The following is a 24,558-nucleotide window of genomic DNA, read 5'->3' on the forward strand; positions in this document are numbered from 1 at the left end:
TGAGCATTCAGTCAACGATTTTCTAAAATTTCATATTTTATTTGAAAGATGGAAAATCTAAAAGAAGAGTATTCATGCCTATTTAACAATGTAGACGAAGTTTATTTTCCATAAATTAGTATTTTGTATCCTAACGAAGCACTTAAAAAGAACATGTATCGTTGAAATACAATTCATCATCCAACTAAGACTAGGAGGGATAATAATGGAAGTAATCGGTATCATCTTCCTCATATTCATTACGTTGCTTGTACTTGTCGCTCTCGATTTTCAGTTAGGTCGACAATACTTCGTCAAACACCAACGCGACCGAACATTTTCAAGGAGAATGAGTGATTTAACGTTAATAACCGACGGAGAAAGTTTATATGAGGAATTGTTCCAAAGCATCCAAAAGAGCACACATTCTATTCATATCTTATTTTTTATCGTTCGGAACGACGATATTAGTAACACTTTTTATACTTTGCTGAAAGAAAAAGCAAAAGAGGGTGTAGAAGTGCGACTTCTATTGGATTTTGTCGGGTCCTTTCGTCTTAAACGAAAAACGAAAGCGGAGTTAAAGCGGAGCGGTGTTCAAGTTGAATTTTCACGAAGACCTACCTTCCCCTTCTTTTTTTACTCCCTCCAGTCACGCAATCATCGAAAACTAGCCATCATAGATGGGAAAGAAGGCTATTTCGGTGGTTTTAATATTGGCAAGGAATATATCGGACGAAACCCAAACCTCGGTTTTTGGCGTGACTACCACCTTAAATGCGAAGGTGAAGGGGTACTTGATTTACAAGCTCAATTTCTAGATGATTGGTTTGAGTCCACAGGCGAAGATCTTCGGAACATGAAGCGTTATTTCCCACCGCTACCGAAAGGACGTATTGAGCATCACTTTGTTCCTACATACGGAAACCGATTAGAGCAACATTTTCTTTCGTTTATTGAGCAAGCGAAAGAAGAACTTTATATTTGTTCTCCGTATTTTATACCTAGTAAAGCGATTATGAAGGCACTGATTCAGTCTCTAGAACGAGGGGTGCAGATGACCATCATGGTCCCCATTAAATCGGACCACCCATTCGTAAAGGAAGCTTCCCTTCCGTATTTCGCTCCTTTGCTCCAACGGGGAGCAGCCATTTACCAATACGATTATGGCTTTTATCATGCAAAAGTCATTATCGTTGATGAACACGTTTGCGATATCGGAACAGCGAACTTTGACCAGAGAAGTTTGTATTTGAACGATGAAATCAATTGTTTCATATACGATCGTTCATTTATTCAACTTGTCAAAGAGGCAGTTACCCATGATTTACAAAAAGCGAAATTATTAACGACAAAGCAATTAACTGATATGAGAACGAATGCTCGTTTTAGGGTTCAATTAGCTACACTACTCGCTCCTTTGTTGTAATAATTTGTTTCCATCTGCTCTGCCAGCTCCCTTAAAAGAAATGGCGTTTTATTGTTTACATTTCCCATTAATTCCAATACCATTTTTATGTATGTATTTTTTTATTAAATTTTCCATTAAATTGGTAGAACAATTTGTGTTTACCAATCGTCTATAGGGTAGAAAGGAGCAGGCAGATGGGAAATGCCGATATTGTAAACATTATCAAAACTCATCGGCCACATATTGAAAGGACCGTTCGAAAAGCTGTGAAAAATGCCTCTCTTGTCGATGATATCGTGCAAGATGTTTGTATTAAGATTTATAAATACTTTCAAACGCACGAGGTTCCGTCGAATTTAGTAGGATGGCTCACAACGGTATCGAAAAATACCGCAACCGACCATTTGCGAAAATTAAAACGTAACCAAGACTTGTTGGAGGAAATTCAACAGGAAGTGCAGAACCCGCTCACTGCTCCAAGTATTAAAGGACCAGAGGAGCAAGTGATTTCGAAGCAAACGATTCAATCGGTAAAAGAAACACTTAATCAACTCGATGACGAAACGAGAAAAATTTTAATCCTTCGTCAGCAAGGACTTGCGTATCATGAGATCTCAGACCAATTAAATCTTCCACTTAATACGGTAAAAACGAAAATATTTCGCGGAAGAAAGCAATTGATGTCTAATTTATTGAATAAGGAGGTCTTTTAAATGAATGTTCATGAAGAATACCAAGACCTCATTCTTCAATACGATATGTTAGACGAGAACGAAAAACGACAAGTCGATGATCATATCCAAACATGTCAACAATGCCAGCAATATTTCCATTTGTTCGTAGAAATGAACGAAGCACTAGACATTCTCGCTATTGAAGAAGACATAGATGAATTAAAAGAACAACAGATAGACAATGTCACCCCGTTACCGAAAAAGCGGTCGCAACCAATTTGGAAAAAATTCGCCCTTGCAGCCTCTCTTCTCATCATGGTTACGGTTTCATTCGCCTTCACAGAACAAGGTCAAGCGGCGATTCAAAAAGCATTAAACCTACTAGTCGCAGAAAAGGTGCTGGAAGGTGCGAAACCCTTACCGGAAAAAGAGGGGAAACAGGTCGCTTTATACAGTAAGGAAAAAGTAAACGGTATAATAATGGAGTCTTACTCAATTGGAGATGAACTTCGAATAGAAGATGAATTTGGAAATTACCGTATTATTACTCCTGACACTACGTATATCTACAATAAAGAAGAAAATACCTTCACGATTGAGCAGATTGAAGGTGGTGCTGAATGGGAATCCTCTTTTATTGCAGAGAAATCAAATGATAACATACAGTATTTAGGAACGGACGAATACTTTGGAAGAGAAGTTGAAAAATATTTAATCAAACACGATGAAGTGTATTCAGATGAATATTGGTTTGATAAGGAATATAATCAAATAATTAGAGTCATTGAATTTCATAGTGGAATTAGAGAAGAACGCGCGGAAACACTAGAGTTAAAAGAAATTACGATTGATAAAGATAGTGAACTTTTTGATACATCGCCTCCAGAAGGCGCAGAAGTTATCGATCTTCGAAATCAAGAATCTGATGGTCCTTAAATGAGTAAAGAGAGGGAATTCCCCTCTCTTTGCTTATTCGTTCTTTTAACTTATTCATGTTGCTTTATTTTGAAAAGGATAAGTAATAGTACGTATTCTTTCCAACAATGCCGTCTACTGCTAGTCCTTTATCTCGTTGAAATGCCTTTACTGCGGCTTCTGTTTGTGAGCCGAATATTCCATCCACAGTCCCCGCATTATACCCTAAACAATTGAGCGTTTTTTGTACGGCACTCACTTTACTTCCTGTCGATCCTCTTTTAATTAAGTAAGAATAGCTAAAATCAATCGACGTATCGTTTAATACGACCCCAAGTAACGTTCCACTACTATTTTTCACATATCCTTTTTCTCCCACACTTTTTACCCAACTATAACCATTACTTTCTGAGCTTAAGTAATTTGTCCAAGAAGAGGATGCGGTACAAGTATACGCTTTCGTATAATAGCTGGTACTTGCCAATGAGCGCTCCATTCCAGTATCTGCAGAAGCAGCTTGAAAACTATTTAAGAATAATGCTGAACAAACACCCACACCAACTAAACTTTTCATCCATTTTTTCATATTTAACCCCTCCGATATAATTGAAATGATTTCAGATTATCCACGGTTGATTGACTCTTGATGTCTTTTTTGTAGTAAACATCCAATCAATACTAGGGCCCATATGTATTGTGGAACTAGATGCTGAATTAGTAAATGTTAATTTCTTAATTTTCAGCATCTTCAGTATATAGTACGAGTGTTTAGGAAAATGGTTTCAAAAAAGTACAAAAAATTTCTAAAAAATATGATATAAGTATAATTTAATGATAGGTAAAATTATGCGGCGTTCGTTTAACAAGGTATCGAATAGAAAAAGCCCCCGAATCCAATTGCTCGGGGGCATTAGAAATTACATTTTTTCTGGCGCTGATACACCCACTAATTGAAGGGCGTTTTGAAGAGTGATTTGCGTTGCTTTAACAAGCGCTAAACGTGCGCGTGATTTCTCGACATGCTCTTGATCAAGAACTTTTTCAGCATTGTAGAAGCTATGAAGAGCAGATGCAACGTCAAAAATATAGTTCGTGATGCGATGTGGAATTCGCTTCTCTGCTGCTTCTGCAACAACCATTGGGAATTCACCGATTTTCTTTAATAGCTCAATTTCTTTTTCGGAGGAGATTTCGTTTAATGCTAACTCTCCTTCGTAAGTTAAGCCTAACTCTTCCCCTTGACGTAAAATGCTGCAAATTCGAGCGTGTGCATATTGAGCGTAATAAACAGGGTTTTCATTCGATTGTGATACAGCTAAATCTAAATCAAAGTCTAAGTGCGAATCTCCGCTTCTCATGGCAAAGAAGTAACGAACAGCATCAAGACCAACTTCTTCGACAAGCTCTCTCATCGTTACGGCTTTACCCGTACGTTTACTCATCTTCACCTTTTCACCGTTTTTATAAAGGCTGACCATTTGCATAATTTCTACTTCAAGCGTATCGCGATCGTACCCTAACGCTTCGATGGCTGCCTTCATACGAGGGATGTATCCGTGGTGGTCTGCTCCCCAAATGTTAATAAGCTTTTCAAAGCCACGGTTTAACTTATCTTTATGATAAGCAATATCCGGTGTTAAGTAAGTGTAAGAGCCATCTTTTTTAATTAATACACGGTCTTTGTCATCACCAAAAGGTGTTGTACGGAACCAAGTCGCTCCATCTTCTTCATAAATATGGCCATTTTCACGAAGTAGGTTTAATGCTTCTTCAACTTTCCCCGTTTCATATAAGGAAGTTTCAGAATACCATACATCGAATGGAACGCGGAACTCATCTAGATCTTTCTTTAGCTTGTCCATTTGGAACTTTAATCCGTACTCACGGAAAAACTTTAAGCGCTCTTCGTGGCTTTCATGTAAGAAACGATCACCATATTCTTCTGCAATCTTTTTCCCGATTTCAATAATATCCTGACCGTAATAGCCGTCCTCTGGCATTTCTGCCTCTTGTCCAAGCGCTTGTAAATATCTAGCTTCACAAGAAAGCGCTAAGTTATGAATTTGATTACCTGCATCGTTAATGTAATACTCACGTGTAACGTCATAACCAGCTTTATCTAAAATATTACATAAAGAGTCACCAACAGCCGCACCGCGAGCATGTCCTAGGTGTAGAGATCCTGTTGGGTTAGCCGAAACAAATTCCACTTGGATTTTCTGTCCGCCACCAGCATTTGACTCTCCGTAGCGTGGACCTGCTTCAATAATTGTCGGAATTAAATCCGTTAAGTACGAATTATTCATGTAGAAGTTAATGAATCCAGGTCCTGCGATTTCAATCTTCTCAATCGATGCTTTAGATTTATCGAAGTTTGCGATAATATCCTCGGCAATAAAGCGAGGCGCTTTTTTCGCAATGCGTGCTAATTGCATCGCCATATTTGTTGAATAGTCTCCATGTGCTTTATCCTTCGGTGTTTCTAAAATAACCGCTGGAATTTCTTCTTCCGTAGCTAAATTAGCTTTCAAAACCGCCGCCTTCACTTCTTCTTTCAGCCGATCTTTCACTTGCTCGACGATGTTCATGACTGTTCCTCCTTGTATTCAATCGTTAATGTATGTACGTGTTTTTCTTCTCCAATATTTAAATCGTAGTGTACTTTCAGTGTACCACGATTATCTGTTTGATTTGTACTGATTCCCAATGATTTCGTTAACGTGGCAAGACGAAACGTTCCGTACTGGGTCTCATAGTTCGAAATCGTTTGCTGTTGTTCGATAAAGCGTTGCCTCATCTTAACAGCACCTGAACGCATGATGTAAAGCTCATTTTCAGTCCATTTTAAAAGCGATTTAACATGACCAAAATCATGCTCTTCTTCATATTGTATATACGTCGCACCATCTTTTGTTGAATAATATCCTGTTGTCCAAAATTCGATGACGTTTTGATCGTCACCTTGTTGAATCACATTATGGACATGGATTTGAACAGGTACTCCATTTTTCATCATTCTCATCCTTTAAAAGGCTTTATTAACTTCATTAGTATAAAGATTCTTCTCGCTGAATGCAATGGGGAGCGTTTGAAATTGTCAGTGATTTAGATGATAACGAATAAACAAACGATCTCCCATCATAGAAACTTACGTAAAAAAAGAAGGAATCAGTCGATTCCCTCTTCATATTGCAATTATGGACGTTTTTGTACCCATCCTAAGATCATTTCACGAATTAATTTACTTGCTGTGTTAGCCGTTTGTTCTGAATGGTCATAAATCGGTGCTACCTCTACTAAGTCTGCTCCGACAACATGGATGTCAGAACGGGCAATTTCATGAATGGAAGCAAGTAGCTCCTTTGACGTAATACCGCCTGCATCTACTGTACCTGTCCCCGGTGCATGCGCTGGGTCTAATACATCGATGTCGATCGTGACATATACCGGTCTTCCCGCAAGCTTAGGTAAGATTTCCTTTAACGGTTCTAACACTTCAAATTTGGCAATGTGCATGCCGTTTTCTTTCGCCCACTCGAACTCTTCCTTCATGCCTGAACGGATCCCAAATGAATACACGTTTTCCGGTCCGATTAATTCAGCAACTTTTCGAATTGGCGTGGAGTGAGATAATGGCTCCCCTTCGTATTCCTCACGCAAGTCAGTGTGAGCATCCATATGAATGATCGCTAAGTCCGGATACTTTTTATACATCGCCTTCATGACAGGCCATGATACAAGATGCTCTCCACCCATTCCAAGTGGAAACTTCCCAGCCTTTAAGACATCATCAACGAACTCTTCAATCATATCAAGACTTCTTTGTGCATTTCCGAACGGAAGCGGAATATCCCCTGCATCAAAATATTTTACTTCTTCTAGTTCACGGTCTAAATACGGGCTGTATTCTTCAAGTCCGATCGATACTTCACGAATACGCGTAGGGCCAAAACGTGAGCCCGGACGGTAGCTTACCGTCCAATCCATTGGCATCCCGTAAATGACCGCTTCGCTTTCTTCAAAAGAAGGGTGGCTTTTAATAAAAACATTACCAGAATACGCTTCATCAAATCTCATGATGTGCTACACCTCATTTCATTACTTTGTTAAATCTTCGACGAACTTCGGTAGTACGAATGCCGCTTTATGAATGTCTTTTGTGTAGTATTTCGTGTCAATTTCGTGGAAGCGATCTTCGTTCACATTTAACGGATCATGCTTTTTAGATCCTAATGTAAATGTCCATAAACCACTTGGGTACGTTGGGATGTTCGCAATGTAAAGGCGCGTAATCGGGAAGATTTCACGTACATCACGTTGTACATTTGTAATTAACTCCGGCGTAAACCAAGGGTTGTCTGTTTGCGCAACGAAAATTCCATCTTCTTTTAACGCCTTCGAAATACCTGCATAGAACCCTTTCGTAAATAAGTTTACTGCAGGACCAACTGGCTCCGTAGAGTCAACCATAATCACATCATACTCGTTTTCGCTTTGTGCGATATGCATAAATCCATCGTCGACTTTTACTTCTACACGTGGATCGTCTAACTGACCTGCAATTTCAGGTAAATATTTTTTCGAATACTCGATTACTTTTCCGTCGATTTCAACGAGTGTCGCTTTCTTCACACTTGGATGCTTTAATACTTCACGGATAACTCCTCCGTCTCCGCCTCCTACAACGAGTATGTTTTCTGGGTTCGGATGCGTAAATAACGGTACGTGTGCAACCATTTCATGATAAACGAACTCATCTTTTTGAGAAGTCATGACCATCCCGTCTAAATAAAGCATATTTCCGAACTCTTCTGTTTCAACCATTTCTAACTTTTGAAACTCCGTTTGCTCTGTATGTAAAGTGCGCTTAATTTTCATTGTAATTCCAAAGTTTTCTGTTTGCTTTTCTGTATACCATAATCCACTCATGATTTAACTTCCTTTCGCTGGTTATTTTGGCTCTTCACAAAAAGGATTGTTGTTTTCTTCTCGTGTTTCACTATTTTTCCCTACTGTAGGTTCACAATTCACCATACTTGAATCGCCATGGTGAAACGAAACAATTCAAACCTCAAAAAAAGTATAGTGGAATCTAGCAAAATTGCAAAGAAAAATTTCATTTTTTCATAGAACGTTGTTTAAAATCAATGCCCGCTACTCATACTAACAACGAGAGTGTTTTTTCATTGAATAAAACAAGGAGTGACCGAGATGGAATTAACAACTCCTAAAAAAATAACTGTTAAAACAATCCGAGCGCTATTTTTTATTCATCTTATCGGTTTTATTGTAATGGGGATTGTCCTATCAACCATTCTCATTTTAGCCAAATTAGAAGGTCCTCCTTCTATATCCGTACCACAATCGACTGTACTCTATGCACAAGATGGTTCGAAAATCGGGGAGACCCACCATGGACAGAAACGTTATTGGGTTTCATTAGAAGATATATCCGAACATGTCGTCGAAGCGACCATTGCTGTTGAAGATCGTCATTTTTATGACCATCACGGGTTTGATTACAAGCGAATTGTTGGGGCGGCCGTTGCCGATTTAAAAGCAATGGCAAAAGTTCAAGGAGCTAGTACAATCACACAGCAATATGCGAGAAACTTGTATTTAGAGCATGATAAAACGTGGAAGCGAAAACTGATGGAAGCTTTTTACACGATACGTCTTGAAATGAACTTTGAAAAGGAAGAAATTCTTGAAGGCTATTTAAACACGATTTATTACGGGCATGGAGCTTACGGGATTGAAGCAGCGGCGCGCTATTACTTTGATAAACACGCAAGTGAATTAACGATGGAAGAAGCTACACTGCTTGCTGGGATTCCAAAGGGGCCAAGCTATTACTCCCCTTATGTTCATTTTGACCGGGCAAAAGATCGACAAGAGCTTATTTTATCGTTAATGGCAAAAGAGGGGTTTATTACAGAAGAACAAGCCACAAAAGCTGCCAAGCAGGCCATAACATTAAAGGAACAAGAACAAGTAGCAACGGTCAAAATTGCACCATACTTTCAAGACATGGTCTTACAGGAATTGAAAGACATATTGAATGTCGATGAGCAGTTTATAGAAACGAAAGGATTACAAGTCTATACAACGATTGACCCAAAGCTACAAGAAATAGCCGAACAAACGATGAATTCGGTCATGGACGATAGCTCAGACATCCAGCTTGGTTTCGTTGCGATCGATCCAAAATCAGGGAAGGTAAGAGCATTAATCGGTGGAAGAGATTATAACGAAAGTCCGTTTAATCGAGCGACGCAAGCGAAGCGCCAGCCAGGTTCTACGATTAAACCACTTTTGTATTACAAAGCAATTGAAAATGGCTTTACCCCTTCGACCTCTCTTCGAAGCGAGCCGACCACCTTCCGCTATGGAGAACATGAGGAAACGTATGAACCTAGCAATTACAATGACTATTATGCAAATGAAGAGATTCCTTTAATGCAAGCTTTAGCCCTTTCCGATAATATTTACGCGGTTAAAACACATTTGTTCATGGGAATGGAGCAATTAGTGAATGCAGGTGAACAATTTGGGATCGAAAGTCCGATTAAGAAGGTGCCTTCCGCTGCATTAGGGACCTCACCGGTAAGCGTGATGGAAATGGTTAATGCATACGGCATGTTCGCAAATGGCGGCAAAAAAATTGCTCCGGTTTACATTGAGAGAATTGAAGACGGCGATGGAAATGTTCTTTATAAAGAAAATACACGACCAGAAACTGTGTTGGACCCTCAAGCTACATTCGTGACCACGCATATGATGATGGGAATGTTTGATTCAAAGTTAAATGGATACACAACGGTTACAGGTCAAAAGATTATGGATTTGTTAACACGACCATATGCGGGAAAATCTGGTTCTACAAAGGCCGACAGTTGGATGATCGGATTTTCTCCTCAACTCGTTGCCGGCGTTTGGACCGGATATGATAAAGGAAAAACGATCACTTTTGCAACTGAACGATTATACGCCAAACAAATATGGGCACAATTTATGGAAGAAGCGTTAGAAGATCGGTCGGTTAAACAATTTCGACCACCTAAAGGTGTTGTCGGGGTTTACATTGACCCGTCAAGCGGTTTACTCGCTTCGCCAACTTGCCCTGTTGCCCGCTTAACCTATTACGTAGCTGGCACAGAGCCAACCGACTACTGTATCGATCATCTTGAGCATACAGAACAAAAAAAGAACGAAAACAAAGAGGAAGAAACAGAAGATCCGTCCTTCCTTGAGAGAATCATTCCATGGTTATAAATAAGGCTGTTTTCGTACACATTGTTGCTAAACGAAAGGCGACTCCAGAATAGTACGCTTCGAGACGACTATCCAGCGGCGTACGAACGAGAGACTGTCCTGCATTGAGATAAAGGAAATACTGCGAATATATTGAGCAGATATCAATGAGTCGTTCGCTAGACGCTAGGACAGATTGGGTTACGGAAAGCGCCCGCCTTTCTCATTTAATGGTCTAACCTTTTAGATAAGGGCTAGAAATAATAAACCACGCTTTATCCTACAATACCGTAAGGAAAAGCGTGGTTTTTTAGCGCTGTAGCCCTCTTTTTCGTAAAAATGAAAATCCCCGGCCGAAACCGAGGAATTCCATGTCCTAGTTTTATAACGTTAATTTTAGTCTACTCATTTTTTCAAAAAATCACAATCGTTTCACGATTTGTTCACAATTTCGTCACACACGAAGACCTTCTTTTAATTCCTCACTTGAAAGATTCCACATGTTCTCATCGTGAGACTTTAAGAAGTTTGCCAACACTTCTTTCGATTTATCGTCCATATGGTCCACCATAATTTTACGCTTCAATGATTTATCCATTTTATTGACATGTTCAGGTAGTGATTTATAACCTCTACGTGCTTCTTTATCAACAGTCATTTCACATGCAGTAACACCTGCGTAATAAGGTCCCTCTTCTTTACGGTCAATTGTTACCCAAACGAGCCAATACGGCTTTCCGTTTGGTACTTCTTCTTTGTTCGGAATGAATTTAATGCCACGTTCAACTTGACTTCGTGCATGCATTGCGCCGATATCAACAAACGCTTCTCCTTCTTCGATATCAACGAATACAGGTGAAACATTATCTAAGCTTAATGCTCCAATCCCATAGCTTTTATGTCCGTCAGTCGGATCATTTTTAATAATGTTAAAGCCAATGCTTTTTTTCTTATTTTCCATTGCGAAAACCTCCTATGAAACAACATCAGTCTCGGTCCAACACTTCTTTTATCCTATGTAAAAAACGGTTGTAAGATTATCCGAAATAAGGTAAGTGTCGTTTCTTGTCCAACTGTAAATATTGGATATATGATATAACGATCAAGTGGTGTGAAAACAATGATTAAGAAAATTAATACTCCGTAGCTCTCAAACTGCGTGAGCTTTGGACGAATATGTGTTGGTGCTAAATCCTCAATAATACGGTACCCATCCAATGGTGGAAAAGGTAAAAGGTTAAAAAGAAACAGCACAATATTTAAGGAAACAAAAATTCGGAAGAATTGTTGAATTGTGGCCCCTATTTCCGTAAGGGTTGCTCCACCATAAAGCATCCAAAGATTAAAAAACAAATACCCAACAAACGCAAGCAATAAATTGCTGATTGGACCCGCTAACGATACGGAGATTCCAGCCAGACGAGGTTTCTTAAAAAAGAAGCGATTCACAGGTACGGGCTTTGCCCATCCAAATCCAGCAATAAAGATTAAAATCGTTCCAAAAGGGTCTAAATGCGAAAGTGGATTTAACGTCAATCTCCCCTGATTCTTCGCTGTTTCATCTCCAAACTTATACGCTACGTATGCATGAGCAAATTCATGCACCGTAAACGCAATCACGAGCGACACAATTACGTGCGGAATTACCGATAAATCATAATGTAAAAAAGGCAACGGTAAGCCTCCCATCTCTACAAATCATCCTGAATCCAGTATACTATATTTTAAAGATGAATTACATTTCGATCCAGAGAAAGGAGCAACGTTCAATGCCTTATGTTACCGTAAAGATGCTCGAAGGTCGATCTGAAGAGCAGAAAAAAGCACTCGTTGAAAAAGTCACAGCCGCAGTAAGCGAAACAACAGGAGCCCCTGCTGAAAAAATCGTTGTCTTCATCGAAGAAATGAGCAAAAACCACTATGCCGTTGGTGGAAAACGATTAAGTGATGAGTAAGTTTGTAAGAACGGGAGACTGACCTCCGTTCGCTAAGCGCTAGAAAGCTAAACTAGAATCACAACCAAAAGAAAGGGGCTGTTCAATACGTACAGCCCCTTTCTTCGTAAATTCTGTATAATGGTCATTTCCGTGGATTCTACGGCTCGTGCTGTTCTCGCTCGAGACGCAGGCACCTTTTTAGCATTAAAATCCTTAAGATGCAGCTACATTTCGAAGCTGTTCAATGTATGAAAAAGCTTCTTCAACTTCTTCTTCTGTATAACGTTGTTTACTTTTTAACGTAAACACTTTTTCCTTAATTTCGTCTTTAGATAAATCTTCAAAATATAAAACCGTCGACACTAGCTCTAAAAAGCGAGCTGGCTTTTCATTTAATTCATTCATACACTCAGAAAGATACGGCATGTCCAACTCAAAATTGGTTAAAAATTGTTCGCCTGCCTCAGTTAAGGAATATCGGTATTGAAAATACCCACCTTTTTTCTCTTTCACCTCTTCAATAAACCCTAGGTTATACAATTCTTCTACTCTTAATGTTAACTCTTCTGAGTACGGGCCGAAAAAATGGAAGTTATATTTCTCGTAAAAAGGGAATTTCAATTTTTTCGCGATATATATGATTTTTTGTAATTTTTTTCGTCCGATAATTTCACCCGAGACCGCAAATACCTTCATCAGTTTAGCATGTTCTTTTAACACACCCCGTCATCTCCTCACACAAGTATTGCTCCGCTCTATCTATCTAATTGTAAAAGTTCAATAATCTTCTTTTTCGTATTTCGCTTTGTAGACCAATCGAACAAGAAGTCTTGAGGATAATACAACTTATGATCGGTTCTACGCTTACCTGAAACCGCATCGACAATATCGGATTCTCGCGATAATTCGCGAATTTCACCATTTGGCATTAAAAGGTGTATCGGTAATCGCTCTTCTTCTTCACCAGGACGGTAAAAATCGTACGGTAAATCGGAAGAAGAATCGACGACTAAATAATATTCTGGATCCAGCCCAGCTTTTTTGAAAAGCGTGGTTAATTCCATCAGTTTCATCATTTGTTCATTGGATGGATTAAACTCAACGTATTTAAATAAATTTCGGTTCATAAATCGTTTGCATAAGTCGCTTAAAATCGGATCATCCTCGTTTTGCCACGTTTGAAAATAGAACATAATGACAGACTCGTCCAATTGTAAGTAATCTTCAAGGGTGACTTCTCCGCTAAAAATGGAGTAAAAATGAATTGGTTTGAATTTGAATTCGTAGTTTCTTTCATATAATGCTTTGGCTCTATGGAGGATTTTCGTTAAGATGACTTCTGCACTTCGCGTGACAGGATGAAAATAAACTTGCCAATACATTTGATAGCGACTCATAATGTAATCTTCTACGGCGTGCATACCGCTATGCTTCATGACAACTTGATCTTCTCGCGGTCGCATGACACGTAAAATTCGCTCCATGTCAAAATGACCATAGCTCACACCCGTGTAAAAGGCGTCCCGTTGTAAATAATCCATTCGATCGGCATCGATCTGGCTTGAAATTAAACTAATGACCTGTTTGTTGGCATACGTTTTCGCAATCACTTCGGTCACTTTTTTCGGAAAGTCCGGACTCACTTTTGATAGTACGCGATTAATTTCCGTATTGCCTAAAATAATTGCTTGCGTAAATTCTTCATGATCAAGGTGAAACACCTTTTCAAATGAATGTGAAAACGGCCCATGACCTAAATCATGTAATAACGCAGCACATAAGCTTAATAATCGCTCATCTTGATTCCATTCCGGACGATCGCGAAACACATCATCGACAATTCGCCGTACAATTTCGTACACCCCAAGCGAATGGTTAAACCGACTATGCTCGGCACCATGAAACGTAAAAAATGTCGTTCCCAACTGGCGAATTCGACGAAGCCGTTGAAATTCTTTCGTTCCGATTAAATCCCAAATCACTCGATCACGAACATGAATATACCGATGAACTGGATCTTTAAACACCTTTTCTTCCGACAATTTCTCATCCCGATACGCCATATCATTCCCTCTTCCTTTAGACATAGTTCCATTATATCGATTTTATTTCGACATAGATAGCCAAAATCTTCTAATTATTCCAACCAAATAGAAGAAAAAAATCACCAGTAAAGGGATACTCCTGGTGATTTTTATTTACACAGTTTCTTTTCAATCTTTTCAATTAACTCATCTTCTGTCGGTGCAGAGATGGGACGATTATTGACAAATGCGAATGATTTTTTTCGGCCTGGACCACAATAAGATTGACAGCCAATATCCACTTTCGCATTAGGATCTATCTTTTCCAAACGAGGTAATAACGTTTTTAAATTTGTCGCCTGGCAATCGTCACAAACACGGAACTCATTTGCCATGATTGTATACAACCCTTTCATCATTGTTCATACTCTCGGGTATTTTACCGTTAAATTGAACGCAAATCAAGTCATGCGTACAATCTTCTAATTATTGTCTTTTTTTCCTAGTTTCCATTTAAAAGTTTACTATCCTTGTATAAAAATGAGCAAAATGGGAAACATAAAAGTAAGAGAAACCTATGTAGCACTAGCCTCTATCAGTTTTGATTAAGGGAGTTGAGATCATGAAAAAACGACAAGATGCTTGGTCTGAAGAAAACGACTTATTACTAGCAGAAACCGTTCTTCGCCACGTGCGAGAGGGAAGTACACAGCTAAATGCCTTTGAGGAAGTTGGGGACAAGCTCAATCGAACATCTGCCGCATGCGGATTCCGTTGGAACGCTGTCGTGCGACATAACTATGAAAAAGCGTTGCAACTAGCGAAAAAACAGCGAAAACAAAAAATGCGTGCAATGGGAAAAGGACAACCTGCAAAAAAACGACTATTATATACCCCTCCTGAACCAAGTTTACCAGATGTTGAAATGGCTACGGAAGAACCTGTACACTACGAAAATCAGGAACAAGAATTCTATCCATCTATGCCGGTCATGGAAACTGAACAAGTAATGACACCTACATCTAAAGAGCTTACCATGGAGGATGTCGTCCATTTCTTAAAAAACTACAACCTTCAAGTATCCGAACGTTCTGCGATTGCCCAGGAGAACGAACGGTTAAAACAGGAAATTGACGGGTTGCGCCGAGAAAATAAAGAATTAGAGACAAAGATTGCTAAATTAGAACAAGATGCCATCACGGTGCAAGAAGACTATGAAACGTTAATGAAAATTATGAATCGTGCACGTAAATTCGTCCTTTTTGAAGATGACGATGAGCGTTCTGCTACCAAATTTAAAATGGACCGAAATGGTAATTTAGAAAAAATAGCTGAATAATAGACTTAAACCAGCATATGATGATGACTTCGTCACCACATGCTGGTTTTTTAATGGACTGATTTCGAAAACGAGGCTGTTCAAAAGAACAGCCCTATTTTATCGTAAATTAAAATTCAGTGGCGGACACTTGCTCAAGGAAGGACTGTCTAGTTACGGCTCGTTCTGTCCTTTTAGCTTAAACCAATCCCAATTGGAGAAAATGGGAGCTACCTTTCACTCCTTATTCCATTTTTGGATTTATTAGCCAACCCCCATCGCAACTGGTTTTATTCTCGCCTCTTGCCAATAAATATTACGTAAGGTCTTTAAATGTCTTTTCATTCCGTTCCATCATTCGGATAAAGTTCTTCTCATACGTTTCATACTCTTCTTGGAGTAACCCTTCAGAATAAATGCGACCACTTAACTCTTTTAACGTCGTTAGCAGCTTCAGCATCACATCTTGCACCGTCAAGTTCGCGTTTAATAGTTCATTCAAAGACGCCATCGTTTCCGGTTTAATGGTCGGGTACGTAAACTTGGTTTCTTCTCCCTTTATGGCATGTTCATAAAATCCTTTAATCACTTCTGCACGCTTAGCGCCACTTCCTGTAATACAGAGATAAATTTGAACGGCCACGCCGTTTCGCAGTCGACGCTGTGAAATACCGGCGAATTTTTGACCGTTTATGCTTAAATCATAGCTTCCAGGGCAATAAGAACCGACGATTTCATAAGCTTCAATGTCCTTATTATATTCGTTAAACATAACGCGGATGAGTTCCCACATCGCATCATAGCCTCGATTTATATCAATTCCTTTATCAGACTCTGGTAAAATAAGCGAGAGATTTAATACCCCCTCATCAAGCACCACGGCTAATCCACCAGAATTGCGGACAATTACTCGATACCCTTGTTGCTGTAAGTATCGAACACCATCTTGTAAATGGGGAACGCGTGTATCTTGAATTCCCAGCACAATCGTATCATGATGAACCCAAGATCTTGCTACAGGTGATGACGCTCCTTTTCCGACAAACGTACATAATGTATCATCAATTGCAAACGATTGCTTCGCATCAAATTGTGGTCCTAGACTGGAATGGTCAATAATGCGCCATTCATCTTGTCGTAATAATGACAAATGTTGTTCCATGTCTAACCATTCTCCTTTATGAATTTGAAAACGAATTAATTATACCATAAGGATGAAGCGTAATTCTTGCACATCCTTCAGGGTGAAGAGAAAGAAGAGACGAATCGTAAATCATTTCCATTGCCTGATGAACGATTCAACAAAAGTGATTTGGGTGGTTGTGGTGACTTCACTCTATCAAAAAGGCTGTTTCGTCTATTTTGACATGAATGATTGACGAAAGGCAGCGACTCCTGCGAGACCAACGTGAGCCGAAACTAGAAAAACCTACCTTGAACAAAGCATCCGTCACCAAACAAAATTTAATCTACAAAAAAAGAGGCTGTACGTTTGGACAGCCTCTAGTTAAAGTATTATAAAGCTTGCGCTGCTGTAATTAATGCTAGCTTGTATACATCTTCTGCGTTACATCCACGAGATAAGTCATTCACCGGTGCATTTAAGCCTTGAAGAATTGGTCCAATTGCTTCAAAGTTACCTAAACGCTGTGCAATTTTATAGCCAATGTTACCAGCTTCTAAGCTTGGGAAAATAAATACATTCGCGTCCCCTTTAATGTCAGAGTCCGGTGCTTTTTTCGCTGCCACCGATGGCACGAATGCTGCGTCAAATTGGAACTCGCCATCTAACGTAAGCTCTGGAGCCATTTCCTTGGCTAATTTGACTGCTTCTACCACTTTTTCTGTTTCAGGTGATTTTGCAGACCCTTTTGTAGAGAAGCTTAACATTGCAATACGCGGATCGATATCAAACATCTTCGCTGTGTTCGCACTTTCGATCGCGATTTCTGCTAAGTCTTGGCTAGTTGGTGCAATGTTAATCGCACAATCAGCAAATACGTACTTTTCTTCTCCACGTACCATGATAAATACGCCAGACGTTTTCTTCACGCCTTCTTTTGTCTTAATGATTTGAAGAGCCGGGCGAACAGTGTCAGCCGTAGAATGAGCCGCACCACTTACAAGTCCGTCTGCTTTGTTCATATAAACAAGCATTGTTCCAAAATAGTTACCATCAAGTAAAATTTGGCGCGCTTGCTCTTCTGTCGCTTTTCCTTTACGACGCTCTACGAAAGCTTGAACCATAGCATCCATTTCTTCATAGTTTTCTGGATCATAAATGATTGCGCCGTTTAGTGAAATATTTAATTCACTTGCTTTTGCTTCTACTTTCTCTTTGTTCCCCACAACAATTGGTTGAACTAAGTTTTCTTCTGCTAAACGACCTACTGCCGTTAAAATACGTTCATCTAATCCTTCAGGGAAGACAATTTTCAACTCTTTCCCTGCTACTTTATCTTTTAATACAGAAAATAAATCTGCCATTTCGGGAACCTCCTATGTAAAAATAAAGCGTTTAACCACTATAAATTCCTTCCATCCATTAGCATACTCCACTTATGGTTAATTTCAAACCTGTTCGCTAAAAGATAACGCTTCCATTTAAAATTCTTTGTTTTCTCAATATTCCTACTTTAAAACTACACAACTGTAGAACTTGTTAATGTTTATACACATTCATCCTGGCTAAACTATGTTATAGTAGGATTGTACATATGTGATAGCTTATAGGGGTGAAAAAAATGAGTGAAGAACGTCGTACGAATGAAGCCGCTCAAACGCTTGATGGCTGGTATTGCCTACACGATTTCCGTTCCATTGATTGGAGTGCATGGAAAACGTTAACGAGCGATGAGCGCCAAGAAATCATCAATGAGTTTTTAGGCTTATTGGAAAAGTGGAGCTTAGCTGAAAAAGCCGAAAAAGGAAGCCAAGCGCTTTATACAATCGTTGGACAAAAAGCAGACTTTATGCTTATGATTTTACGTCCAACGCTGGAAGAGTTAAATGAGATCGAAACTGAATTTAATAAATCAAAGCTTGCTGAATTTACGCTACCAGCTTACTCATACGTTTCTGTTGTAGAGTTAAGCAACTATATTCCAGGTGGTGAAGACGGCGGTGATCCATATGAGAACCCGTATGTTCGCTCCCGTCTATATCCAACATTACCGCAAGCGAAACACGTCTGCTTCTATCCAATGGATAAGCGTCGCCAAGGTGATGACAACTGGTACATGCTTTCAATGGACGAGCGCCGCAACTTGATGCGCAGCCACGGCATGATCGGTCGTCAATATGCTGGAAAAGTGAAACAAATCATTACAGGTTCAGTTGGGTTTGACGATTATGAATGGGGCGTAACATTATTTGCCGATGATGTCCTTCAATTCAAAAAGCTCGTTTATGAAATGCGCTTTGATGAAGTAAGTGCACGTTACGGAGAGTTCGGTTCATTCTTCGTCGGAAACATTTTACTTCCAGAAAAAGTAGCCGCTTACCTACATGTATAATGAATGAGATTCGGGGTGCCTTTAAAGCTCTTAATTGCTTTAGGCACCCTTTCCTCTTTTTATCCACACTTACTTCCTCACAAATGTAGTCATACAAACTTCTTTTTCATCATACCTTTGAATGAGTATGGCTAAATCCATCTTTATCAAATCATCTCTTTTTTAGCACCGGACTCTTCCGGTTAAAGGTAGGTGAGATTATGGCGGTTATTCCCATATAACGAAGAAGACGTGAAGTTATTGGCCCGTCTCATGCGTGCGGAGGCAGAAGGTGATGGGAAGCTTGGCATGTTGTTGGTTGGCAATGTTGGTGTAAACCGCGTTCGAGCTGATTGCCTCGATTTTAAAGACATTCGAAACATTCGTCGAATGGTATTCCAATCACCTGGAGGATTTGAAGCAACTCAAAAAGGTTATTTTTATCAAGGAGCAAGACAAAGTGAGATTGATTTGGCTCGAAAGGTCATTAAAGGTGATCGCTACCGTCCCGGTGAAGTATCCCTTTGGTTTTTCCGACCTGACGGCGCTTGTCCTGCTACTTGGTTTAATCAGTACAATTCAGGACGCTACAAGTCCCATTGTTTTTATTTTCCTACGCAATCCTCGTGTCCAAGTGTTTATTAAGAAATGATAAGGAGGCTTGTTATGACTTCAAATAATCAAAAGCGAAACCAGACAGCGAGTCAGTCACAATCCACTCCATATTACGGGCAAGGAATGGCTGGATATCAGCCTCAAATGCCAATGGGAGCCCCTTACGGCTTCTACGCTCCAAGCGGCTCTCAATTAGGCGCAGCTCCTCAAGTTCTAGGAACTTCCGCTGGACAATACGTACCTGGCATGCTTCCGCTTGAGGAATCATACATTGAGAATATTTTGCGCTTAAACCGTGGTAAACACGCTACTGTTTATATGACATTTGAAAATAATCAGCAATGGAATGCAAAGGTATTTAAGGGCGTCATCGAAGCAGCTGGCCGTGATCATATTATCTTGAGTGATCCTAAATCAGGAAAACGATATTTACTACTTATGGTTTACCTAGATTACATTACATTTGATGAAGAAATTGAGTATGTATACCCAACCGGCTTGTCTTCTTATTCACCGAGGTAAAAATATGAAATCCCCTGACGTATCGGGTTCGTCAGGGGATTTTTCAATTGAGGGATTGAAACGTTGCATTATATAATCGAAACATCGTCTTATAATTGGATTCATCTACTTTGACACCTACGTCAAGTACTCCTCTAACCTCCAGTGGCCCTTCAGTAAACCGCAATCCTTTTGAATCTTCAACAAACACAATCATGATTTTATTCCAGTACGATTCATCTCCATTATCAAACGGGCATTCTGCGCCGGGTGAAGGAATAAGCAAAAACCAACCTTTTTCAAGTGACAACACTTCGGCCATAAAGCCATGAATGACGACTTCCTGTCCTTTAAGATCCCAAAATTTTTGTGAAGGTCTATCTTGCTTTTCGTTATCAAAGAATTCATCCCACTTAATTTCTGTTTCTTTTCCTGATGATGGTTTAATCATAGGCTGACTTTCTTTAATCGTTTCGTCACTGTCTTGTTCATCTTGTTCTACCATTTCGGCATCTTCGGTTGAGACTAATTCTTGTAGTGTTGCCTTTTCTTCAGTGGATTGATTGCCCGAACACGCAACGAGAAAACCTGTCAATAAGACGATTATGAGACTCCATTTCACCTACTTCCCCTCCTTAGCGAAATAATGTCAGCGGATGAACTTGATAAGAGCGAAGAGCAGGCCATATCGACGCAAGAAAACCGATAATCATCGCACTTAACAGAATATATCCATCGAAGCTTCGAATGGACCCAGTCTGTAATGGAATCCCTACATAAGAAATAAACAGATCATTTAATAAAAAGCTGGTTAAATGTCCTAATAACATACCAAAAAGACAACCTATTATTGTCAAAATTTGGCCTTCTAGAACAACGCTCCCCCAAATATACCACTTTGGTTTTCCAATTAATCGGAGTAGCCCAATATCTTTTTTCTTATCTGTAGTCGTCACAATTAACGAGAGCATTAAGGATATCGCAGCAATGAATATACAAATGCTTGTGATAACTTGGATGGCTTTCGTTCCATAATCAACAATGTTTAAAACATCTGCCATCGCCTTACTTGAATATACGCCTTGGACACCATCCATTTCGTTCGCAAAATTTTTTAACGTTTGTAACTCCATAAGTCCTTTCGGAATAACAACTAACGCCGTAACCTCTTTTTCACGATCACTTTCTTCCTCCTGATGATGGACTACCCATGCGTGATCAACTGTTGTAAAAATGGCCTTATCATCCGGTGTATGGAGTGGCGGTAAAATGCCCACCACACGATAGAGAAGTTCTTGATGATGGTCATCACTATGAGCTGAAACTTGCCCGTGACTTCCGTAAAACTTATCCCCTACACGAAGTTCTAAATCTTTAGCAATTTGCGATCCAATGACCACCTCTCCCGTCTGTTGATATAAACTTCCTTCAGCAAGCGAGACATGAGGGTAACGGGATGCTAAATATTCAACGGGAACTCCAACGATTTGATGTCCTTGATAATGGTCCCCTTTTGTCAAAGGGTAAACAACTTCAGCTAAATCACTTTCCTTTACCTGTTCATATACTTCGTAAGAGATATTACCTGTAGGAGCACCGATATGATAAAACGTATTTAACGCTAACTGCGTAGAAGATCCTTCTGCCCCAATGACAAGTTCATACGGGCCATACCCCTTAGCGGCTCCTTCTTCCATGCTGTCGTGTGCTAATGTAATAAAGATGACAAGCGCTACTCCAACTGAAACAGAAACAATAGATAATACAGAAAGAACTTTCTTATAGAGGATGTTACGCCATACGAATTGAAACAAGCTCATGATATCTTTCTCCCATTCATGATTTCATTTACTTCTTCCATGCGAATAATCTCATGGAATTTTTCAATTTGATAAGGATCGTGCGTGACACATAATAGTGTTTGGTTCTGTTCTTCTGCTAATGTTAATAAAAGATTCATAATATGAGTTGCATTTTCAAAGTCTAAGCTTCCCGTTGGTTCATCCGCTAACACAATAGGTGGGGATTGAATTAAGGCACGAATAATAGCAACACGTTGCTGTTGACCTCTCGATAATTCAGATGGCTTGTGATTCCTCTTTTCATACAAACCAACCTTTTGGAACCAATGCTCGACTAACTCTTTTTGTTCACTTCTCGCCATTTTTGGTAGCATCAGCTTAATATTTTCCTCAGCTGTTAAACTATTAATCAAATGAAAGTCTTGGAACACATAGCCGATATTTTGAGCTCGAAAACGGTCCCGCATTTTTTCACTCTGGGCTGCAAGATTCACTCCATGGACGATCACATCTCCTTGGTCAGGTGTTAAAATCCCACTCATTAAATGTAGAAGCGTACTTTTCCCTGACCCACTAGGACCAATAAGCGCCACTTGTTTTCCTTTTTCAAGATAAAATGATGGAATATGTAGAATCGGGATATGTTCTTTTTGAACCTTAAAGCTTTTTTTCACATTTTGTATGGTTATCACGGCCGAGATCACCTCTTACTTGAAAATGAAAGGGACAGTAAAAGTTCTGCCCCTTCTTGAAGCTCATCATTACTCAATGACAATTCGTTCTGATAGAGCATCCCATGTTAAATCCTTACCCGTTGCAGCTTCAAACACTTCGAGTGGGAAATAGATTCCACTATGATCTTTGACTCCTTCATACTTTTGGCCTTCAATTACAGCGGTTGCATTCTGTTCATTTATTTCGATTTTGACTCCAAGCGCTTTTGCCAAAGATTGTCCAGGGAATACGACTTTTTCATCTTGTGTAATCATAAACGATGGATAAAGGTACTTAGATTGAAGCTCTTTCGTTACTTGCTCTAAATCAACACCAATTACTTTCGCTCCTGCTAACGCGAAGTCTGTATTATCGGTATGACCTGTTAAATAACGTGCAACTGGACCATATGCATAGACACTCACATCTACCCCTGTATGACCATGTCCGGTCCAGCCAATTAACGCTCGCTTCGAAATAACGGCATTAAACCCACCTTCTCTACCATAAGAAGACTCCGTTCCATCCCATTCTTTCCCGTCCAATATGAGGGAGACCTCTTCTTCCGTTAAGTCATTGATTCCTGTATATTTCTCTACAATTTTACGAACGTCGTCACGGTCTTCTGCTTCTTCTAACTCTTTACCAATGATTTCAGAAGAAGCCGTAACTTTTTTAAAGATATCAAAGTAAGTATCATATACATTGCGGCTTCCAATTGTTAATCCACCTGTTTCATGGTCTGCTGTCACCATCACAGACGTTTCTCCGTCTTGTTTCGCGTATTCTAACGCTACTTTAACCGCCTCATCAAACTCTAATGTCTCTTGTACGACACTATGAATGTCATTAGCATGTCCGGCGTGATCAATGCGGCCACCTTCTACCATAATGACGAATCCATCATCTTCTCTTTCTAAAACTTCAATTGCTTTTGATAGCTGTTCAGCTAAAGACGGAACTTGAGTGTCTTCGCGGTCTAAGTTGTATGCAATGTGACTATCATTGAAAAGTCCCAATAACTTCTCTCCTTTTGCTTTTTCAAGCTCATCGCTACTTGTCACAACTTCATATCCTTTTTCTTGAAACAGTTCAATCACATTTAATCCGTCTTCCCGCTTTGTTTTTCCAAATTTCGCCTCTTCTTCCGTAGCTACAAAGTGGCGTTCTCCTCCACCTAGTAAAACATCAACCCCAGATGTAACATATTGTGCTGCAATGGCATTTTCCATACTTCGTTGACGAACATGAGTTGCATAAGCTGCCGGAGTAGCATGTGTAATTCGCGCTGTAGAAATAAGGCCTGTAGCTTTTCCTGCTGCTTCCGCTGCTTCAATAACAGAAGCAATGGGACGAGCGACCTCTTCATTTGTTACAGAAATTGCGCCATTGTATGTTTTAAAACCTGTTCCAAAAGCGGTAGCTGAAGCGGCAGAATCAGTAACAACTCCAGATTCGTCTTTATACGTGCTATCGCCAGCAAACGTAGAGTTTGTCCCAACCAATATTTCATCTAAAGTTAACATGTCCTGATCAAAATATTTTTGCGCATACAGCCGAGTTAACGTCACTTGAGCAGGACCCATTCCGTCACCAATTAAAATAATTAAGTTTTTTGAAGTCTCTGCTTCTGAAATATCTTGATCCAACGAGCTTTGTGAACTATTAGAACATCCAAAAAGCAAAGTAGTCGATAAAAGGACGGCGGCGGTCCCTTTCAGCCATTTTTTCATATGTATACTCCCCCCTAAATATATTGGAACTTTATTTACATTTATGGATTGTAAAGGGAAAACATGAATAGAACTTTACCCGAGTATTAAATTATTAAACCTACTATTAAGCAGATGTAAATTTTGTCATTTGGAAAACAAAAAACGGTCATTATCAGATAATTCTGTGTGTTTAAGGTAGAAAAAA

General features: G+C 39.5%; 25 protein-coding genes. 9 read left to right on the plus strand and 16 right to left on the minus strand.

The genetic code is table 11. The features are described 5' to 3' along the window. Positions 1–205 precede the first annotated feature (205 nt). The 3 genes from cls (at position 206) to ML543_RS09545 (ending at position 3,000) form a co-directional block, all read left to right on the plus strand. Positions 206–1,408, plus strand: coding sequence for a cardiolipin synthase (cls, locus tag ML543_RS09535; RefSeq protein WP_243387124.1), 1,203 nt, complete (start codon positions 206–208; stop codon positions 1,406–1,408). A gap of 176 nt (positions 1,409–1,584) precedes the next feature. Then, positions 1,585–2,103, plus strand: a complete 519-nt coding sequence (locus ML543_RS09540) for an RNA polymerase sigma factor (protein ID WP_243387125.1) — start codon at positions 1,585–1,587, stop codon at positions 2,101–2,103. Continuing rightward, positions 2,104–3,000 (plus strand): hypothetical protein, encoded by an 897-nt coding sequence (locus tag ML543_RS09545; RefSeq protein WP_243387126.1) that lies wholly within the window; start codon positions 2,104–2,106, stop codon positions 2,998–3,000. 64 nt (positions 3,001–3,064) lie between these two features. Here ML543_RS09545 and ML543_RS09550 read toward each other — a convergent pair whose 3' ends face one another. The 5 genes from ML543_RS09550 to speE all read right to left on the minus strand — a co-directional run bounded on the left by ML543_RS09550 (position 3,065) and on the right by speE (position 7,908). Further along, complete coding sequence (locus ML543_RS09550; protein WP_243387127.1) at positions 3,065–3,565, minus strand: peptidoglycan-binding domain-containing protein; 501 nt, start codon at positions 3,563–3,565, stop codon at positions 3,065–3,067. A gap of 331 nt (positions 3,566–3,896) precedes the next feature. After that, positions 3,897–5,567: an arginine--tRNA ligase gene (gene argS, locus ML543_RS09555; protein WP_243387128.1), complete on the minus strand. Its 1,671-nt coding sequence runs from the start codon at positions 5,565–5,567 to the stop codon at positions 3,897–3,899. Beyond that, a complete protein-coding gene (locus ML543_RS09560) occupies positions 5,564–5,995 on the minus strand; it encodes a YwiB family protein (protein WP_243387129.1) in 432 nt (143 codons plus the stop codon). The genes argS and ML543_RS09560 overlap by 4 nt, the downstream gene beginning before the upstream one ends. A 179-nt stretch (positions 5,996–6,174) precedes the next feature. Further along, entirely contained in the window at positions 6,175–7,056 is an 882-nt protein-coding gene (gene speB / locus ML543_RS09565; RefSeq protein ID WP_243387130.1) for an agmatinase, read from the minus strand. A gap of 21 nt (positions 7,057–7,077) precedes the next feature. Next, the gene (speE, locus tag ML543_RS09570; protein WP_243387131.1) at positions 7,078–7,908 is read right to left on the minus strand and encodes a spermidine synthase; all 831 of its coding nucleotides are present in this window, start codon (positions 7,906–7,908) and stop codon (positions 7,078–7,080) included. Between the two features lie 282 nt (positions 7,909–8,190). Here speE and ML543_RS09575 point away from each other — a divergent pair, with 282 nt between their 5' ends. Continuing rightward, on the plus strand, positions 8,191–10,254 hold the full coding sequence (locus tag ML543_RS09575) for a transglycosylase domain-containing protein (RefSeq protein WP_243387132.1): 2,064 nt from the start codon (positions 8,191–8,193) through the stop codon (positions 10,252–10,254). Between the two features lie 433 nt (positions 10,255–10,687). Here the strand turns inward: ML543_RS09575 and ML543_RS09580 are convergent, their stop codons facing one another. Together ML543_RS09580 and ML543_RS09585 are read right to left on the minus strand one after the other, a co-directional pair. Further along, the gene (locus tag ML543_RS09580) at positions 10,688–11,194 is read right to left on the minus strand and encodes a YwhD family protein (protein ID WP_243387133.1); all 507 of its coding nucleotides are present in this window, start codon (positions 11,192–11,194) and stop codon (positions 10,688–10,690) included. A gap of 53 nt (positions 11,195–11,247) precedes the next feature. Continuing rightward, positions 11,248–11,922, minus strand: a complete 675-nt coding sequence (locus tag ML543_RS09585) for a site-2 protease family protein (RefSeq protein WP_243387134.1) — start codon at positions 11,920–11,922, stop codon at positions 11,248–11,250. A 41-nt stretch (positions 11,923–11,963) separates the two neighbouring features. Here ML543_RS09585 and ML543_RS09590 point away from each other — a divergent pair, with 41 nt between their 5' ends. Then, a complete protein-coding gene (locus tag ML543_RS09590) occupies positions 11,964–12,188 on the plus strand; it encodes a 2-hydroxymuconate tautomerase (RefSeq protein WP_279326628.1) in 225 nt (74 codons plus the stop codon). Positions 12,189–12,383: 195 nt separating this feature from the next. On the opposite strand, the gene ML543_RS09595 is transcribed toward ML543_RS09590, so the two are convergent. The 3 genes from ML543_RS09595 to ML543_RS09605 all read right to left on the minus strand — a co-directional run bounded on the left by ML543_RS09595 (position 12,384) and on the right by ML543_RS09605 (position 14,589). Continuing rightward, complete coding sequence (locus tag ML543_RS09595) at positions 12,384–12,890, minus strand: YwgA family protein (RefSeq protein WP_243387136.1); 507 nt, start codon at positions 12,888–12,890, stop codon at positions 12,384–12,386. A 35-nt stretch (positions 12,891–12,925) separates the two neighbouring features. Next, entirely contained in the window at positions 12,926–14,233 is a 1,308-nt protein-coding gene (locus ML543_RS09600) for an HD domain-containing protein (RefSeq protein ID WP_243387137.1), read from the minus strand. 131 nt (positions 14,234–14,364) lie between these two features. Beyond that, positions 14,365–14,589 carry a YuzB family protein gene (locus ML543_RS09605; protein WP_243387246.1) on the minus strand — a complete coding sequence of 75 codons (225 nt, stop codon included), beginning with the start codon at positions 14,587–14,589 and terminating at the stop codon, positions 14,365–14,367. Positions 14,590–14,813: 224 nt separating this feature from the next. On the opposite strand from ML543_RS09605, the gene ML543_RS09610 reads away from it, so the two are divergent. Continuing rightward, a complete protein-coding gene (locus ML543_RS09610; RefSeq protein ID WP_243387247.1) occupies positions 14,814–15,533 on the plus strand; it encodes an RsfA family transcriptional regulator in 720 nt (239 codons plus the stop codon). Positions 15,534–15,828: 295 nt separating this feature from the next. On the opposite strand, the gene lipL is transcribed toward ML543_RS09610, so the two are convergent. Then, complete coding sequence (gene lipL, locus ML543_RS09615) at positions 15,829–16,674, minus strand: octanoyl-[GcvH]:protein N-octanoyltransferase (RefSeq protein ID WP_243387138.1); 846 nt, start codon at positions 16,672–16,674, stop codon at positions 15,829–15,831. A gap of 353 nt (positions 16,675–17,027) precedes the next feature. Next, positions 17,028–17,999 carry a phosphate acetyltransferase gene (gene pta, locus ML543_RS09620; RefSeq protein ID WP_243387139.1) on the minus strand — a complete coding sequence of 324 codons (972 nt, stop codon included), beginning with the start codon at positions 17,997–17,999 and terminating at the stop codon, positions 17,028–17,030. 257 nt (positions 18,000–18,256) lie between these two features. Here pta and hemQ point away from each other — a divergent pair, with 257 nt between their 5' ends. The 3 genes from hemQ to gerQ all read left to right on the plus strand — a co-directional run bounded on the left by hemQ (position 18,257) and on the right by gerQ (position 20,143). Next, positions 18,257–19,027 carry a hydrogen peroxide-dependent heme synthase gene (hemQ, locus tag ML543_RS09625; RefSeq protein WP_243387140.1) on the plus strand — a complete coding sequence of 257 codons (771 nt, stop codon included), beginning with the start codon at positions 18,257–18,259 and terminating at the stop codon, positions 19,025–19,027. Positions 19,028–19,279: 252 nt separating this feature from the next. Next, the gene (locus ML543_RS09630) at positions 19,280–19,651 is read left to right on the plus strand and encodes a cell wall hydrolase (protein ID WP_243387248.1); all 372 of its coding nucleotides are present in this window, start codon (positions 19,280–19,282) and stop codon (positions 19,649–19,651) included. 21 nt (positions 19,652–19,672) lie between these two features. After that, positions 19,673–20,143 (plus strand): spore coat protein GerQ, encoded by a 471-nt coding sequence (gerQ, locus tag ML543_RS17030; protein ID WP_341482355.1) that lies wholly within the window; start codon positions 19,673–19,675, stop codon positions 20,141–20,143. Between the two features lie 43 nt (positions 20,144–20,186). On the opposite strand, the gene ML543_RS09640 is transcribed toward gerQ, so the two are convergent. From ML543_RS09640 to ML543_RS09655, 4 genes are all read right to left on the minus strand, one after another. After that, positions 20,187–20,744 (minus strand): hypothetical protein, encoded by a 558-nt coding sequence (locus ML543_RS09640; RefSeq protein ID WP_243387141.1) that lies wholly within the window; start codon positions 20,742–20,744, stop codon positions 20,187–20,189. Positions 20,745–20,757: 13 nt separating this feature from the next. Beyond that, a complete protein-coding gene (locus tag ML543_RS09645; RefSeq protein WP_243387142.1) occupies positions 20,758–21,942 on the minus strand; it encodes an ABC transporter permease in 1,185 nt (394 codons plus the stop codon). Further along, positions 21,939–22,616 (minus strand): ABC transporter ATP-binding protein, encoded by a 678-nt coding sequence (locus ML543_RS09650; RefSeq protein ID WP_243387143.1) that lies wholly within the window; start codon positions 22,614–22,616, stop codon positions 21,939–21,941. Before ML543_RS09650 ends, ML543_RS09645 begins: the two co-directional genes overlap by 4 nt. 69 nt (positions 22,617–22,685) lie before the next feature. Continuing rightward, on the minus strand, positions 22,686–24,371 hold the full coding sequence (locus ML543_RS09655; protein WP_243387144.1) for an alkaline phosphatase: 1,686 nt from the start codon (positions 24,369–24,371) through the stop codon (positions 22,686–22,688). Positions 24,372–24,558 lie beyond the last annotated feature (187 nt).

It is taken from the genome of Bacillus kexueae (assembly GCF_022809095.1).
Classification (GTDB): domain Bacteria; phylum Bacillota; class Bacilli; order Bacillales; family Aeribacillaceae; genus Bacillus_BZ; species Bacillus_BZ kexueae.